Source organism: Pseudomonas sp. GW821-FHT11D10 (genome assembly GCF_058808435.1).
Window position 1 is genome coordinate 319995 of the sequence record NZ_JBXARR010000006.1, and the last position, 12521, is coordinate 332515.

13 protein-coding genes are annotated in these 12521 nt (G+C 61.4%); 5 read left to right on the forward strand and 8 right to left on the reverse strand.

What is annotated here, in order from left to right; all coding sequences use genetic code 11:
• Nucleotides 1–41 precede the first annotated feature (41 nt).
• Nucleotides 42–653, reverse strand: a complete 612-nt coding sequence (locus tag AC1RT4_RS19850; protein WP_493087268.1) for a lytic transglycosylase domain-containing protein — start codon at nucleotides 651–653, stop codon at nucleotides 42–44.
• 203 nt (nucleotides 654–856) lie between these two features.
• On the opposite strand from AC1RT4_RS19850, the gene gspG reads away from it, so the two are divergent.
• The 3 genes from gspG to AC1RT4_RS19865 all read left to right on the forward strand — a co-directional run bounded on the left by gspG (nucleotide 857) and on the right by AC1RT4_RS19865 (nucleotide 3127).
• On the forward strand, nucleotides 857–1285 hold the full coding sequence (gene gspG, locus AC1RT4_RS19855; RefSeq protein WP_007956107.1) for a type II secretion system major pseudopilin GspG: 429 nt from the start codon (nucleotides 857–859) through the stop codon (nucleotides 1283–1285).
• A gap of 14 nt (nucleotides 1286–1299) precedes the next feature.
• Nucleotides 1300–2487 (forward strand): type II secretion system F family protein, encoded by a 1188-nt coding sequence (locus AC1RT4_RS19860; RefSeq protein WP_007956102.1) that lies wholly within the window; start codon nucleotides 1300–1302, stop codon nucleotides 2485–2487.
• Nucleotides 2488–2566: 79 nt separating this feature from the next.
• On the forward strand, nucleotides 2567–3127 hold the full coding sequence (locus AC1RT4_RS19865; protein WP_493087271.1) for a hypothetical protein: 561 nt from the start codon (nucleotides 2567–2569) through the stop codon (nucleotides 3125–3127).
• 65 nt (nucleotides 3128–3192) lie between these two features.
• Here the strand turns inward: AC1RT4_RS19865 and AC1RT4_RS19870 are convergent, their stop codons facing one another.
• Nucleotides 3193–4092, reverse strand: a complete 900-nt coding sequence (locus AC1RT4_RS19870; RefSeq protein WP_179695662.1) for a LysR family transcriptional regulator — start codon at nucleotides 4090–4092, stop codon at nucleotides 3193–3195.
• 162 nt (nucleotides 4093–4254) lie between these two features.
• Here AC1RT4_RS19870 and AC1RT4_RS19875 point away from each other — a divergent pair, with 162 nt between their 5' ends.
• The gene (locus tag AC1RT4_RS19875) at nucleotides 4255–5271 is read left to right on the forward strand and encodes an alpha/beta hydrolase (protein WP_490841064.1); all 1017 of its coding nucleotides are present in this window, start codon (nucleotides 4255–4257) and stop codon (nucleotides 5269–5271) included.
• Between the two features lie 63 nt (nucleotides 5272–5334).
• On the forward strand, nucleotides 5335–6762 hold the full coding sequence (locus AC1RT4_RS19880; RefSeq protein WP_493087274.1) for a mechanosensitive ion channel domain-containing protein: 1428 nt from the start codon (nucleotides 5335–5337) through the stop codon (nucleotides 6760–6762).
• Between the two features lie 55 nt (nucleotides 6763–6817).
• Here AC1RT4_RS19880 and ycaC read toward each other — a convergent pair whose 3' ends face one another.
• The 6 genes from ycaC to AC1RT4_RS19910 all read right to left on the reverse strand — a co-directional run bounded on the left by ycaC (nucleotide 6818) and on the right by AC1RT4_RS19910 (nucleotide 12386).
• Entirely contained in the window at nucleotides 6818–7444 is a 627-nt protein-coding gene (ycaC, locus tag AC1RT4_RS19885) for an isochorismate family cysteine hydrolase YcaC (protein ID WP_096821302.1), read from the reverse strand.
• 66 nt (nucleotides 7445–7510) lie between these two features.
• On the reverse strand, nucleotides 7511–9349 hold the full coding sequence (locus AC1RT4_RS19890; protein WP_085747770.1) for an amidohydrolase: 1839 nt from the start codon (nucleotides 9347–9349) through the stop codon (nucleotides 7511–7513).
• Between the two features lie 45 nt (nucleotides 9350–9394).
• On the reverse strand, nucleotides 9395–10021 hold the full coding sequence (locus tag AC1RT4_RS19895) for an antibiotic biosynthesis monooxygenase (protein ID WP_493087276.1): 627 nt from the start codon (nucleotides 10019–10021) through the stop codon (nucleotides 9395–9397).
• Nucleotides 10014–10430 carry a DoxX family protein gene (locus tag AC1RT4_RS19900; protein ID WP_493087278.1) on the reverse strand — a complete coding sequence of 139 codons (417 nt, stop codon included), beginning with the start codon at nucleotides 10428–10430 and terminating at the stop codon, nucleotides 10014–10016. The genes AC1RT4_RS19895 and AC1RT4_RS19900 overlap by 8 nt, the downstream gene beginning before the upstream one ends.
• Nucleotides 10431–10520: 90 nt before the next feature.
• Nucleotides 10521–11816 carry an immunoglobulin-like domain-containing protein gene (locus AC1RT4_RS19905; RefSeq protein WP_493087280.1) on the reverse strand — a complete coding sequence of 432 codons (1296 nt, stop codon included), beginning with the start codon at nucleotides 11814–11816 and terminating at the stop codon, nucleotides 10521–10523.
• A 198-nt stretch (nucleotides 11817–12014) separates the two neighbouring features.
• On the reverse strand, nucleotides 12015–12386 hold the full coding sequence (locus AC1RT4_RS19910) for a DUF6124 family protein (protein WP_480400830.1): 372 nt from the start codon (nucleotides 12384–12386) through the stop codon (nucleotides 12015–12017).
• Between the last annotated feature and the right edge of the window lie 135 nt (nucleotides 12387–12521).

The following is a 12521-nucleotide window of genomic DNA, read 5'->3' on the forward strand; positions in this document are numbered from 1 at the left end:
CCATCGGTTTGCCCCGATAGTGGGGAAAACCGGGGCCGGACCTACAAAGGCGCATCCACCGCCAGCCCCTGCAGGCGCCGGTACTGACGCAGCACGCTCGGGACATAGCGCTGGGTTTCGGCGAAGGGTGGAATCACCCGTCCCCGGCTGAGCACCGCGTCAGGCCCGGCGTTGTAAGCCGCCACGGCCAGGGCGATGTCGTTGTCGAACAGGGTCATCAGACGCTTGAGGTATTTGGCCCCGCCCTGGATGTTGGCCTTGGGGTCGTAGACGTCGGTGACGCCCATGTCCCGCGCGGTGCCGGGCATCAACTGCATCAGGCCGCCGGCACCCTTGGGCGAGGTAGCGCCGGGGTTGTAGTTGGATTCGGACTTGATCACCGCATGCAGCAAGGCTTCGGGCAGCTGATTGGCGCTGGCGGCGGCTGACACCAGCTCGGCGTAGGGCTGGTTGGCGATCAATTGCGGTTGCCGGTCAAGGCTGACCAGTGGCGCATCGGCTTCGCGGATCACCCGCTCGTAAGTGCGTCCGGGACGGTGGACGTTGGACAGCACGTAGCTGCCCTTGGCGTCCACGGATACGAAGACATCGGCTTGCGCGACACCGACTGACAGCACGCAGCCGAGCAGTCCTGCAGTGAATGAATGGATCATTGGGCCTCCCCTGACAGGCCCCGAAAAATTGGGGGAAATGCCCCACTGACCCGTCGTCAATCAGCCGTACGCAAGCACTGTGCCGACTCTTGAAAAGCCCGTAATACAAGGGCTTCAGCCCGACAGCCGAAATTATCGGGGGCTGAGCATGGCAATTGCATAAGCCCTTGTGGCGACACGGCTGCCACTCACGGGAGGTCATCATGAAGCTGCATTTTCGTCCGCGTGCCCAACGCGGTTTCACCCTGCTCGAATTGCTCGTGGTGCTGGTGGTGCTCGGCCTGTTGGCCGGGATCGTCGCGCCCAAATATTTCGCCCAGCTGGGGCGTTCCGAGGTGAAGGTCGCCAAGGCGCAGATCGAAGGCTTGAGCAAGGCGCTGGATCTGTACCGGCTGGAAGTCGGCCATTACCCGTCCACCGAACAGGGCTTGCAGGCGCTGGTGACCGCACCGAGCGACGAAGCCAAATGGACCGGCCCGTACTTGCAGAAAAAACTGCCGCAGGATCCGTGGGGGCGTAACTACACCTACCGCTATCCCGGCGAAAACAGCGAGTACGACCTGCTCTCGATGGGCAAGGACGGCCAGCCCGGCGGCGAAGGCGAAAACGCCGAAGTCACCAACTGGCAATAAGCGGAGCACACGGCATGCGATTTCAACTCAAAGCAGTGGGCAAGGCCGGGGTAGTATCGCTGAGCGTCGAGGCGCCGGGTCAGAGCGAAGCGCGGCGCATCGCCGAGGATCAGGGCTTGCGCGTGGTCAGCCTGCACGCCGAGCGCCACTGGCGCTCGTTGCGCCTGAGCAAGCGTGAAACCTTCAACCTGGTGTTGTTCAGCCAGGAACTGACCACCCTGCTCAACGCCGGTCTGCCGCTGATCGATGCGCTGGAAAGCCTCGCCGAAAAAGAAACCGCCCCCGCCGCCCGCAAAACCTTGAGCGAGCTGGTGCGGCTGCTTTACGAGGGCAAATCGTTCTCCCAGGCGTTGGGCCAGTTGTCGGCGGTTTTCCCGCCTTTGTATGTGGCGCTGGTACAGTCCAGCGAGAAGACCGGCGCGGTCGGCGATGCGCTGGGTCGTTACGTGAGCTATCGCCAGCGCATGGACGAGGTGCGGCAGAAGATCGTCAGCGCTTCGATCTACCCGCTGCTGTTGCTGGTGGTGGGCGGTGGCGTGGTGCTGTTTTTGATGGGCTACGTGGTGCCGCGCTTCAGCCTGGTGTTCGAAGGGCTGGGCTCGAACCTGCCGTGGCTGTCGCAGATCCTGATGAGCAGTGGCATGTTTCTGCACGCCCATCAGGGTGAGTTTTTCGGCCTGTTGGCGACAATCGTCATCGCCCTTGCCGTATTGCAGAAACAACCGGCGTTTCGCCGTGGGCTGGATCGTCTGGTGGAGAAACTGCCTGCCGTGCACCAGCGGATTTTCATGTACGAGCTGGCGCGGTTTTACCGGTCGCTGGGGATTCTGCTGCAAGGCGGGATTCCGCTGGTGACGGCCATGGGCATGGTGCGCGGCCTGCTCACGGTAGCCTCGCGAGCCCGCCTGGACCAGGCCTGCGAGCGGGTGCGCGAGGGGCAGTCGCTGTCCACCGCGCTTGAGCTCAACCGTCTGGTGACACCCGTGTCCCTGCGCCTGCTGCGCGCCGGCGAACAGTCCGGCAACCTGGGGCAAATGATGGAACGCAGCGCCGATTTCTACGACGAGGAAATCAGCCGCTGGATCGAGTGGTTCGTGCGTCTGTTCGAACCGCTGCTCATGACCTTCATCGGCCTGTTGATCGGGGTGATCGTAATCCTGATGTACATCCCGATCTTCGAACTGGCTTCTAGTATCCACTGACCTCGGGAACGGGTCGGATCACACGCAAAAACAAGGCACATCCACGTTCCCAATCAAGACAACAAAGACGGAGAACGATATGCACATTAAAAAGCTCGTGCTCGCAATGGCCATCGGCGCAGTCCTGTCGGCGTCTACCGTATTGATTCCGGACAGCCTGTCCGGGGTGTCGAGTGTTCAGGCCAAGGATGGGGGAAGTGGTGGTGGCGGCGGTGGTGGTGGAGGTAGTGGCGGAGGCGGTAACGGCGGGGGTGGCAGCGGTGGCGGTGGCGGCGGCAATGGAGGCGGTGGTGGCGGGAATGGAGGTGGCGGCGGCAGCGGTGGCAATGGTGGTGGTCACGGCGGCAGCGGCAGTGGCGGCAACAGTGGCAGTGGCGGCGGTGGCAACAGTGGCCACAGCGGCAGTGACCACGGCTCGGGCCATTCCGGCAACACGGCGTCATCGGGCCGCAGCGGCACGCATTCAGAACCCGGCGATGACCACGGTGTGCATCGCGCCGGTGAGATCGGTGACGACCATGGCGTACACCGCGCTGGTGAAATCGGTGATGACCGAGGTCTGCATGCGGCGGGCGAACCCGGTGATGATCGCGGTGTTCACGTCGGTGGCGAGCCTGGCGATGACAAGCGCGCCAACTGATTCAGCCTGAAATACATTCCCCCTGTGGGAGCTAGCCTGCTAGCTCCCACAATGTTTTTCCGCGACTACAAAATCGCATGCGCCTTATCCAGCCGCTCACGCAAAAACTCGATCAACGCCTGCACCGGCCGCGACGCCTGGCGATGCTGCGGGTACACCGCCGACAGCGTCAGCGGTTCCGGCCGAAACTCATCCAGTACCGGCACCAGCCGCCCATCCTTCAGCGCCGCGCCAACGATGAACGTCGGCAGATAGGTAATCCCCATCCCCGCCACCGCCGCATCCCGCAGCAGTTCGCCGTTGTTGACGCGCATCCGCCCGGTGACATTCACCAGCAGCGGCTTGCCCTGCCCCGCGTTGAACCGCCACTGCACCGAACGCCCGTGGCCGTAAGGCAGGCAGTCGTGGCCGAGCAGGTCTTCCGGTTTGACCGGCGTACCGCGTTCGGCCAGATACGCAGGACTGGCGCAATACACCCGCTCGATTGACGCAATGCGTCGGGCGATCAGGGTCGAGTCCTCCAGCACGCCAATGCGCAGCGCCAGGTCGTAACCCTCACCCAGCAGATCCACCGGCCGATCACTCAGGTCCACTTCCACCGTGACCTCGCGATAACGCTGCAGAAACGGCGGCAGCAAACAGCCCAGATGCGCCAGCGCAAACGACAGCGGCGCACTCACGCGAATCGCCCCGCGCGGCTCGGCGGTCTGCCCGGCGATGCCCTGCTCCACCGATTCCACTTCGCCGAGCAAGCGCAGCGCCGATTCGTAATAGCTCTGGCCCAGCGGCGTCACGTCCAGGCGCCGGGTCGAACGGTTGAGCAATCGCACGCCGAGGCGCTCCTCCAGTTGCATCAACCGACGGCTGACGAACTGCTTGGACAGGCCCAACTGATCGGCCGCCGCCGTGAAGCTGCCGGAGTCCATCACCTGGCAAAAAATACGCATGTCTTCGAACGGGTTCATTGTCACTCCCTGGTTGACAGTTAAACGCTTTATAGCCGCTTTTTCACTTTCCGGCACCTCATTAATCTGTGCTCACGGTGTTGCTGAGGCCTGAAGCCCAGCGCCACAGCAGCCCGATCCCAAGGCACACAAAAACTCAAACGACTTAAAAAGGAATTGCACATGAACATCAAGAAAACCCTCGCCGCTTCCCTCCTCGCCCTGTCCATCGGCAACGCCTTCGCCGCCGAAAGCACTGGCGTCGAACACAACACTCAGGCCTTCCTCGATGCCCTCGCCGCCGGCGGTGGCAAACCGCTCGAGCAATTGAGCCCGAAAGACGCCCGTGCGGTGCTGACCGGCGCCCAGGCTTCGGTGAAGGTTGACCTGTCCGGCGTTGAAGTCAGCGACAAGGCGATCAAGGTCGATGGCCAGACGATCAACCTGAAAGTGGTGCGTCCGGCCAAGGTCAAGGGCGAGCTGCCGGTGTTCATGTTCTTCCACGGTGGTGGCTGGGTGCTGGGCGACTTCCCGACACACCAACGCTTGATTCGTGATCTGGTGGTGGGCTCTGGCGCGGTCGCGGTGTATGTCGACTACACGCCGTCGCCGGAAGCGCAGTACCCGACCGCGATCAATCAGGCTTACGCGGCAACCAAATGGGTGGCCGAGCACGGCAAGCAAATCGGTGTCGACGGCAAACGTCTGGCGGTGGCCGGTAACAGCGTCGGCGGCAACATGGCGGCGGTCGTGGCGCTGATGGCCAAGGAACAGAAAACCCCGGCCCTGCGCTTCCAGTTGCTGATGTGGCCGGTGACCAACGCCGGGTTCGATAACGGCTCGTACCAGCAGTTCGCCGAGGGCCACTTCCTGACCAAGGGCATGATGCAGTGGTTCTGGGACAACTACACCACCAACCCGGCCGAGCGTGCGCAGATCCATGCCTCGCCGCTCAACGCCAGCGCCGAACAGCTCAAGGGCCTGCCCGCCGCGCTGGTGCAGACCGCCGAGTTCGACGTGTTGCGTGACGAAGGCGAAGGCTACGCCCGCCACCTCGACGCGGCCGGTGTACCGGTGACCTCGGTGCGCTACAACGGGATGATTCACGACTTCGGCCTGCTCAACCCGCTGAACGGCATCCCCGAGGTGAAAGCCGCCGTGCGCCAGGCAGCGGCAGAACTCAAGACCCACCTGAACTGAGTGCAACCCCTCGCCACACCTTCGGGTGTGGCGTTTTCTTTTGTGCCCGCCGGAGTTCTTCCCATGAGCCTTTTTTCTGCCCACCTGCTGTCCTGGAGCGCCCTGCTGCTGGTGCTCGACACCCTGCTCTGGCACCTCGCGCCGTTCAAACATCGCGCGCAACGGGTCGCTGTGCGACTGGTGCTGTTTCTGGCCTTCAACGCACTGGCCATCAATGCCGGTGTCAGCCCGTTGCAGGCGCCGTCGTTCGCCGATGACCCGGTGGCGCAACTGGGGGCTACGGCGCTGGGGATTCTCTGGTGGCTGTACGCTGCGCGGGTGCTGACCGAAGTCATCGGCCTGATCCTGATGCGTCGCATCGGCCACAGCGGCCGGCTGTTGCAGGACGTGATCGGTGCGCTGGTGTTTCTGGCGGCCATCGTCGCGGCGGCCGGTTATGTGCTGGATCTGCCGGTCAAAGGCCTGCTTGCGACCTCCGGCGTGGTGGCGATCGTCATCGGTCTCGCGCTGCAAAGCACCTTGGCCGACGTGTTTTCCGGCATCGTGCTCAACACAACCAAGCCGTATCAGGTGGATGATCTGGTGGTCATCGACGGCGTCGAAGGCAAGGTGCTCGACATCAACTGGCGCGCCACGCACCTGCTGACCAGCACCGGCACCCTGGCCGTGGTGCCGAACTCGGTGGCGGCCAAGGCCAAGATCGTCAACCTCAGCCGGCCGAACAACCTGCACGGCGTGTCGATCAGCATCAAGGTGCCGAACCACATCCGCCCGCGCCGGGTACTCGACGCCCTCGACCGTACGCTGCAAGGCAGCAGCAGCCTGTTGCTGTCGCCTGCGCCGAAAGCGGTGCTGAAAGAGGCCGGCGACGAAATGTCGGAATACGTGGCCAGCGGTTTCATCGCCGAACTGGGCAAGAAAAGCGACGTGCGCAATCAACTGTTCGACCTCGCCCACCGCCATCTCGAAGCGGCCGGCATTTCGCGACATCCGGACGGTGTGATCGAACCGTCGACCCGCGCCCGCGCGTTGCTCGACGAAGTGAAAATCTTCCGCTCGCTGAGCCACGAGGAACGCGATCGCCTCGCCGAGTCGATGGTCGCGCAGCAGTACAGCGCCGGGCAGGTGGTGCTCAATCTGGAGGAAGTCCCGGACAGCCTGTTCGTGATCGCCACCGGCGTGGTCAGCGCCAGCGTGCCGGACGGCAACGGCTTCACCGAGGCCGGACGCATGGGGCCGAGTGAGGTCATGGGCGAACAGAGCATTCTGGCGGATACCCCTTCGCAGGCGACGTTTACCGCGCTGACGTCTTCGATCATTTATCGACTCGACAAGAACCTGACTCGCCAGTGCATGGAGCAGCGCAGTGAAGTGGGTCGGGCGTTGAACAAGTTGCAGGCGGTGCGGCAGCAGAACAGTCGGTTGGCGTTGATGGCCAAGCCTGTGCCTGTTCGCAAGGGTGGTTTTCTGGGGTGGTTGCAAAAGCGCTGAGCCTTTGCGACAGACGAAAAAATGCCCGCTCTTCAGCGGGCATTTCTTCAGCCAATTACTTGGCAGTAAACTTGGTGTAGCTGTTGATCAGATTGCGATAGTTCGGCAGGCGATTCGACAGCAGATTCGCCAAACCTTCCATGTCATTGCGCCAGTCACCTTGCAGCTCGCAAGCCACGGAGAACCAGTTCAACAGCTGAGCACCGGCCGCCGACATGCGCGCCCATGCTGCTTGCTGCACGGTTTCGTTGAAGGTGCCGGACGAGTCGGTCACCACAAACACTTCAAAACCTTCAGCCAGTGCCGACAGGGTCGGGAACGCCACACACACGTCAGTCACCACACCGGCGATGATCAGTTGCTTGCGGCCGGTAGCCTTGATGGCCTTGACGAAGTCTTCGTTGTCCCAGGCGTTGATCTGGCCTGGACGCTGAATGAACGGTGCGTCCGGGAACTGCTCGCGCAGTTCAGGCACGATCGGGCCGTTCGGACCCGCGTCGAAACTGGTGGTGAGGATGGTCGGCAGTTTGAAGAACTTGGCGATGTCACCCAGCGCCAGCACGTTGTTCTTGAATTCGTTCGGCGAGAAATCCTGCACCAGCGAGATCAGACCGGTCTGGTGGTCGACCAGCAGAACCACGGCGTCGTCTTTGTTCAAGCGCTTGTAAGGAACGTTGCTCATGTGAAACTCCTCGGGGATGGGTGATGCGGCAAGCGCCGGCCATACAGACCGGCGCCGTTTACGGGATCAGAAAGCGAAGCAGGAGCAACCGAACGCGCCCCAGAAACCAGCGAAGTCGCTGACCGGCGCATTCGACATCCGCGCTTTTTCATGGCTGTGGGTATGCACCGCGCACGGACCGCTGCACTGGTGAACCTGGGCCTGCAAGGGCGAATTCGGGCGCCAGTGGCCCGGGACTTTGACCACTGGCGACCAGTCCGGCAGCACCGGCAATGCGCGTGGGCCGAGGTCTTCGAAATCGCCGGCGGAATAAACGATCTTGCCGCCGACCACGGTCAGCACCGACTCGATCCACTTGATCGCTTCTTCTTCAACATGGAAGAAGTCCGCGCTCAGCGCTGCCAGATCCGCCAGTTGCCCGACCTTGATCTGGCCCTTCTTGCCCTGCTCGGACGAGAACCAGGCGCTGCCGTGGGTGAACAGTTCCAGCGCGGTAGTGCGTGGCAAACCTTCTTCGTACAGCGCCAGACCGCCAACGGTGCGACCGCTGACCATCCAGTACAGCGAAGTCCAAGGGTTGTAGCTCGACACCCGCGTGGCATCGGTGCCCGCGCCGACCGGCACGCCTTCGGCGAGCATGCGTTTGATCGGTGGCGTGGCTTCGGCGGCTTGCTTGCCGTAGCGGTCGACGAAGTATTCACCCTGGAACGCCATGCGATCCTGAATCGCGATGCCGCCGCCCAGCGCTTTCACCCGCTCGATGTTCTGCGGGGTGATGGTCTCGGCGTGGTCGAAGAACCACGGCAAACCGTTGAACGGAATGTCACGGTTGACCTTCTCGAACACATCCAGCATGCGGCTGATGGATTCGTTGTAGGTAGCGTGCAGACGGAACGGCCAGCGCTGCTCGACCAGGTGGCGCACCACCGGCTCCAGTTCCTGCTCCATGGTCTGCGGCAGGTCCGGGCGCGGTTCGAGGAAGTCTTCGAAGTCGGCTGCCGAGAACACCAGCATCTCGCCGGCGCCGTTGTGGCGCAGGAAGTCATCGCCCTGATGCAACTTGACGCTGCCGGTCCAGTTCTGGAAATCGGTCAGCTCTTCTTTCGGTTTCTGGGTGAACAGGTTGTAGGCGATGCGCACGGTCAACTGGTCGTCTTTGGCCAGTTGTTCGATCACCTGATAATCGTCCGGGTAGTTCTGGAAACCGCCGCCGGCATCGATGGCGCTGGTCAGGCCCAGGCGATTGAGTTCGCGCATGAACTGACGGGTCGAGTTGACCTGATATTCCAGCGGAAGCTTCGGCCCCTTGGCCAGCGTCGAGTACAGAATCATCGCGTTGGGTCGCGCCACCAGCATGCCGGTCGGGTTGCCGTTGGCATCGCGCACGATCTCGCCGCCCGGCGGGTTCGGCGTGTCGCGGGTGTAGCCGGCGACGCGCAATGCGGCACGGTTGAGCAGCGCGCGGTCATACAGGTGCAGGATGAACACCGGGGTGTCCGGCGCCGCCTGGTTGATTTCTTCGAGGGTCGGCATGCGTTTTTCGGCGAACTGGAATTCGTTCCAGCCACCGACCACGCGCACCCATTGCGGGGTCGGCGTGCGGTCGGCCTGATCCTTGAGCATGCGCAGCGCATCGGCCAGCGACGGCACGCCTTCCCAGCGCAGTTCGAGGTTGTAGTTCAAACCACCACGAATCAGGTGCAAGTGCGAGTCGTTGAGGCCGGGAATCACGCAGCGGCCCTTGAGGTCGACCACTTGCGTACCGGCGCCGCGCAGGGCCATGGCTTGCGTATCGTTGCCGACGACGACAAAGCGGCCGTCCTTGATCGCCACGGCACTGGCGAGGGGTTTTTCGCGGTCTACCGTATGAAATTGGCCATTGAACAGAATCAGATCGGCGTTCATCGCAGTTCCTTCGAGATAAGTGAAACGGAGCCCGGACCCGCCGCTTCAGCGCGGCGGATTGGCATTGGATTCGGTTTTTTTGCGTGACTGACCGGCTTCCAGCCACGGCGCGAACAGACGGGTCACCGGCGGCATGAACACGTAAACCACCGACACCACGATGGTCAGGGTGATCAGGAACGTGGCGACCACGTAGTTGGAGAGAAAGGCATTGAGTTGCAGCAGCGGCCCCCAGATCAGCGGCACCAGCAAGGTGTGCGGCAGGATCACCAGCAGCGTCACCACGGCCTGCTTCCAGCGCGGTGGCGGCGAACCGGCCTCGGCCGTCGGCGTGAACCAGAATTCGTTGGCCACATTGACCTCGGTCTGGTCGCCGTCGGCGAGCATCGGCGCGGCTTCATCGATCAACTTCTGACGCTGCGGCGAATCGAGCCAGCGCTGCATCGCTTCGGTCGAGCAATAACGCAACACGCAGGTGAACAGCGCGAGCCCGCCCTGCTGGCTGCGCATCACGTCCACGCCCAGATGCCCTTCTTCGCGCCCCGCCACGCTGACGATATTGCGCAGCCAGGCTTCGTACGGCTGCTCAAAACCGGCCTTGACCCGGTGCTTGACGATCAGCGTCACGGTTTCTTCGGGTCCCGGTTTTTTCAGGGTCTGGGCATCAGGCATAGCGGAGTACTCCGGGCAAACGAACATTGAGCGCCAGCCGTCCCGGCCCGGCGATCAGAACAGTGGTGAAGAGGATCAACAGCAACCAGCCGAACTGCCCTTCGGCCACACTCCATTGCGGATGCACAAGCAGCAGCGCCACCAGCAGCACAAACAGAATAGGCAAGCACGCCAGACGCGCCAGCACCCCGGCGACGATCAGCAGCGGACAGAGGACTTCGGCGAAGATCGCCAGAATCAAAGTGAGGTGGGCACCGAGGTGGAACGGGTCTTCGATCTGTTGCAGCTGCGCGGTGAAGTCCAGCAGCTTGGGCAAGCCATGGACGAACAGCAGAAACAACCCGCCGGTCACCCGCAGGAACAACAGGCCGAGGTTTTGCGCCTGGTCATCGCGTTGTACAGCGCTCATGGGCCCACCCTTGATCAATCATTGCAGGGAATAGTGCAATGATTGATCGGGGGGAAATTGGATGGGTGTGCTCTTTTTGGGAGAGCCTGATCAGGAAGGGATTGAAGTGATTGCTCTCATTCGCACAGTGCTTCCCCAAGGCCAATGCGCACCCGATAGCCGGTTACCCTCCCAAGCCCTGTACGCCATACCTTGCGAGATGATCTGAACAAATCGCTGGCCTAGCGGATTGGGATACAGGTTGTTGTCGAAGACATGCAGAGCGTAATTGGCCACGTGAGTAATCTGCAGATACTCGACGTGAATATCTACATTGCCACCGACACTGAGGGTCCATGCTCTTGCCTCGTCGGCAGTCATCATGGCGTTGTTGATCACGGTTTGATAAACATTAAATACCCGAACGGTATAAAAACCACTTCGGCCCAGGGCGTCCGTCACAGTGATGGTTGTTGTTCCATTTCGGACAGCAATCACCTTTCCCATTCGGTCCACCGTCGCAATATTCGGATCGGCTGTGGAGTAGGTATGTGGAGCGACCCCACCGATAGCGGGACGCGTCATGCTGCTTTCGTTCTCAGCTATGTAAGGCCAGCCATAGATATTGAAGAACGAATAACTGTCCAGAGTCATGGGTGAGGGATCAATGACTGGCCCCGGTGTTTGGGTAGCCTGGATGTCCATAAACGTAGTCGACGACTGGTTACGGTTACCTAACTGGTCGGTTACCACGCATCTGACCGGCGTGTTGGGGTTGTCACCTATCAGCTTGAAATCGGCGGCTGTCAGGGTGACCGTGATGGGTTTGGTTGGATCAGTGACCTTGATCGTTGTTTTCCACACCCCAACAGTCAAAACAATCTCGTCGTGCTGTCGTGCAAAGCTGACGTTGAAGAGAAACACCACCCCCGCCGCCGCTTCCGTCGGACCGACAAAGGCCGGATGGGATATGGTAATACCGGCCGGCGCCGGATAACCGGGGGCCGGGTCGTGATACAGCACATTCAGTATCGGAGCCGAATCTTCGTAATTACCGCTGGGGCGAGTTACCCGATAAAACAGATCGTTCTGGCCGTCCACCAGCCATCCCGGCGGCAAATCCATTTCAATCCGGTCGTTCTCTTCTCCCTTCTTGATGTTCTTGATTACCCCTGTTGGCTGGCCGTTGTGCCACAGCTCCACAGAGTCACCAACGGCCAGCGTGGTGGACAACGTTCTGACCGGGTCAATCACCATGTACAGGCCACTGGGTGGCTGATAGATCGACTGGGGAATTCCCCCGTGGAAGACTCCAGCGGGAAGAACAGGCGCTCTCCATCCCGGGATAAACATGGGTACCAACAAAAGTCCCGCCGTGACCTGCGGAGAATAAGGATTGATCTGCATTATTTAACCCCTCGGAAGACAAACCTGAGCCGTGTCGGAACAGACCCCATCACACTACGAACGGACTAATGCGTCACCTGTCAGATCTGACAGGTCAGCGTGACTTAAAGACCAACGGTCGCTGCTAGAGAGGCATTCAGTGATTTCACCCGGGCACAAAAAAACGGCCCTTTAAAGGGCCGTTCTGATTGCTCTCGCTCAAACGCTCGCGTCAGCCTTCAGTTCAAGATTATCCAGCGCCCGATTCACCGCCAGTTCACCCAGCATGATCAGCTGCGCAATCCCCAGCAGCACATGCCGATGCGAACCGTCCACCAGCCCGGCGAAATCAGTGGCCATAGTTTTGGCACAGGTCAGGGTTTCAGAGGCGTCGGCCAGCAGTTCTTCGCTATCGATACCGGGAGCGATGAGGTATCGGGTATTGGGTTTGAGCAGAGGTTTTCTGGGAAGTAGCGGGTTGAGGTAATGATCGAGGGCGCGCTCGGCGGCTTCATGGAATTTCTTGGAATCGAGGGTTTCGTAGGGCGAGGTTGTGTCGGTTTCAGGCGGATTTGGCGTGGGTTTGATCATGGGTGCATCTCCAGAGTCATTGAGCCGCCACGATTCGCTGCGATACGAAGGGGTGGCAGCCATACGCGGGTCGCAGACCGGGACTCTAGAACCGGCAGACCCGAAGGTCTCCCACGTACAGCCGCCATAAAACCG

Excerpts from the sequence above, each read along its gene's own strand:
- AC1RT4_RS19850 (WP_493087268.1), bottom strand. The coding sequence starts at position 653 with ATGATCCATTCATTCACTGCAGGACTGCTCGGCTGCGTGCTGTCAGTC.
- gspG (WP_007956107.1), top strand. The coding sequence starts at position 857 with ATGAAGCTGCATTTTCGTCCGCGTGCCCAACGCGGTTTCACCCTGCTC.
- AC1RT4_RS19860 (WP_007956102.1), top strand. The coding sequence starts at position 1,300 with ATGCGATTTCAACTCAAAGCAGTGGGCAAGGCCGGGGTAGTATCGCTG.
- AC1RT4_RS19865 (WP_493087271.1), top strand. The coding sequence starts at position 2,567 with ATGCACATTAAAAAGCTCGTGCTCGCAATGGCCATCGGCGCAGTCCTG.
- AC1RT4_RS19870 (WP_179695662.1), bottom strand. The coding sequence starts at position 4,092 with ATGAACCCGTTCGAAGACATGCGTATTTTTTGCCAGGTGATGGACTCC.
- AC1RT4_RS19875 (WP_490841064.1), top strand. The coding sequence starts at position 4,255 with ATGAACATCAAGAAAACCCTCGCCGCTTCCCTCCTCGCCCTGTCCATC.
- AC1RT4_RS19880 (WP_493087274.1), top strand. The coding sequence starts at position 5,335 with ATGAGCCTTTTTTCTGCCCACCTGCTGTCCTGGAGCGCCCTGCTGCTG.
- ycaC (WP_096821302.1), bottom strand. The coding sequence starts at position 7,444 with ATGAGCAACGTTCCTTACAAGCGCTTGAACAAAGACGACGCCGTGGTT.
- AC1RT4_RS19890 (WP_085747770.1), bottom strand. The coding sequence starts at position 9,349 with ATGAACGCCGATCTGATTCTGTTCAATGGCCAATTTCATACGGTAGAC.
- AC1RT4_RS19895 (WP_493087276.1), bottom strand. The coding sequence starts at position 10,021 with ATGCCTGATGCCCAGACCCTGAAAAAACCGGGACCCGAAGAAACCGTG.
- AC1RT4_RS19900 (WP_493087278.1), bottom strand. The coding sequence starts at position 10,430 with ATGAGCGCTGTACAACGCGATGACCAGGCGCAAAACCTCGGCCTGTTG.
- AC1RT4_RS19905 (WP_493087280.1), bottom strand. The coding sequence starts at position 11,816 with ATGCAGATCAATCCTTATTCTCCGCAGGTCACGGCGGGACTTTTGTTG.
- AC1RT4_RS19910 (WP_480400830.1), bottom strand. The coding sequence starts at position 12,386 with ATGATCAAACCCACGCCAAATCCGCCTGAAACCGACACAACCTCGCCC.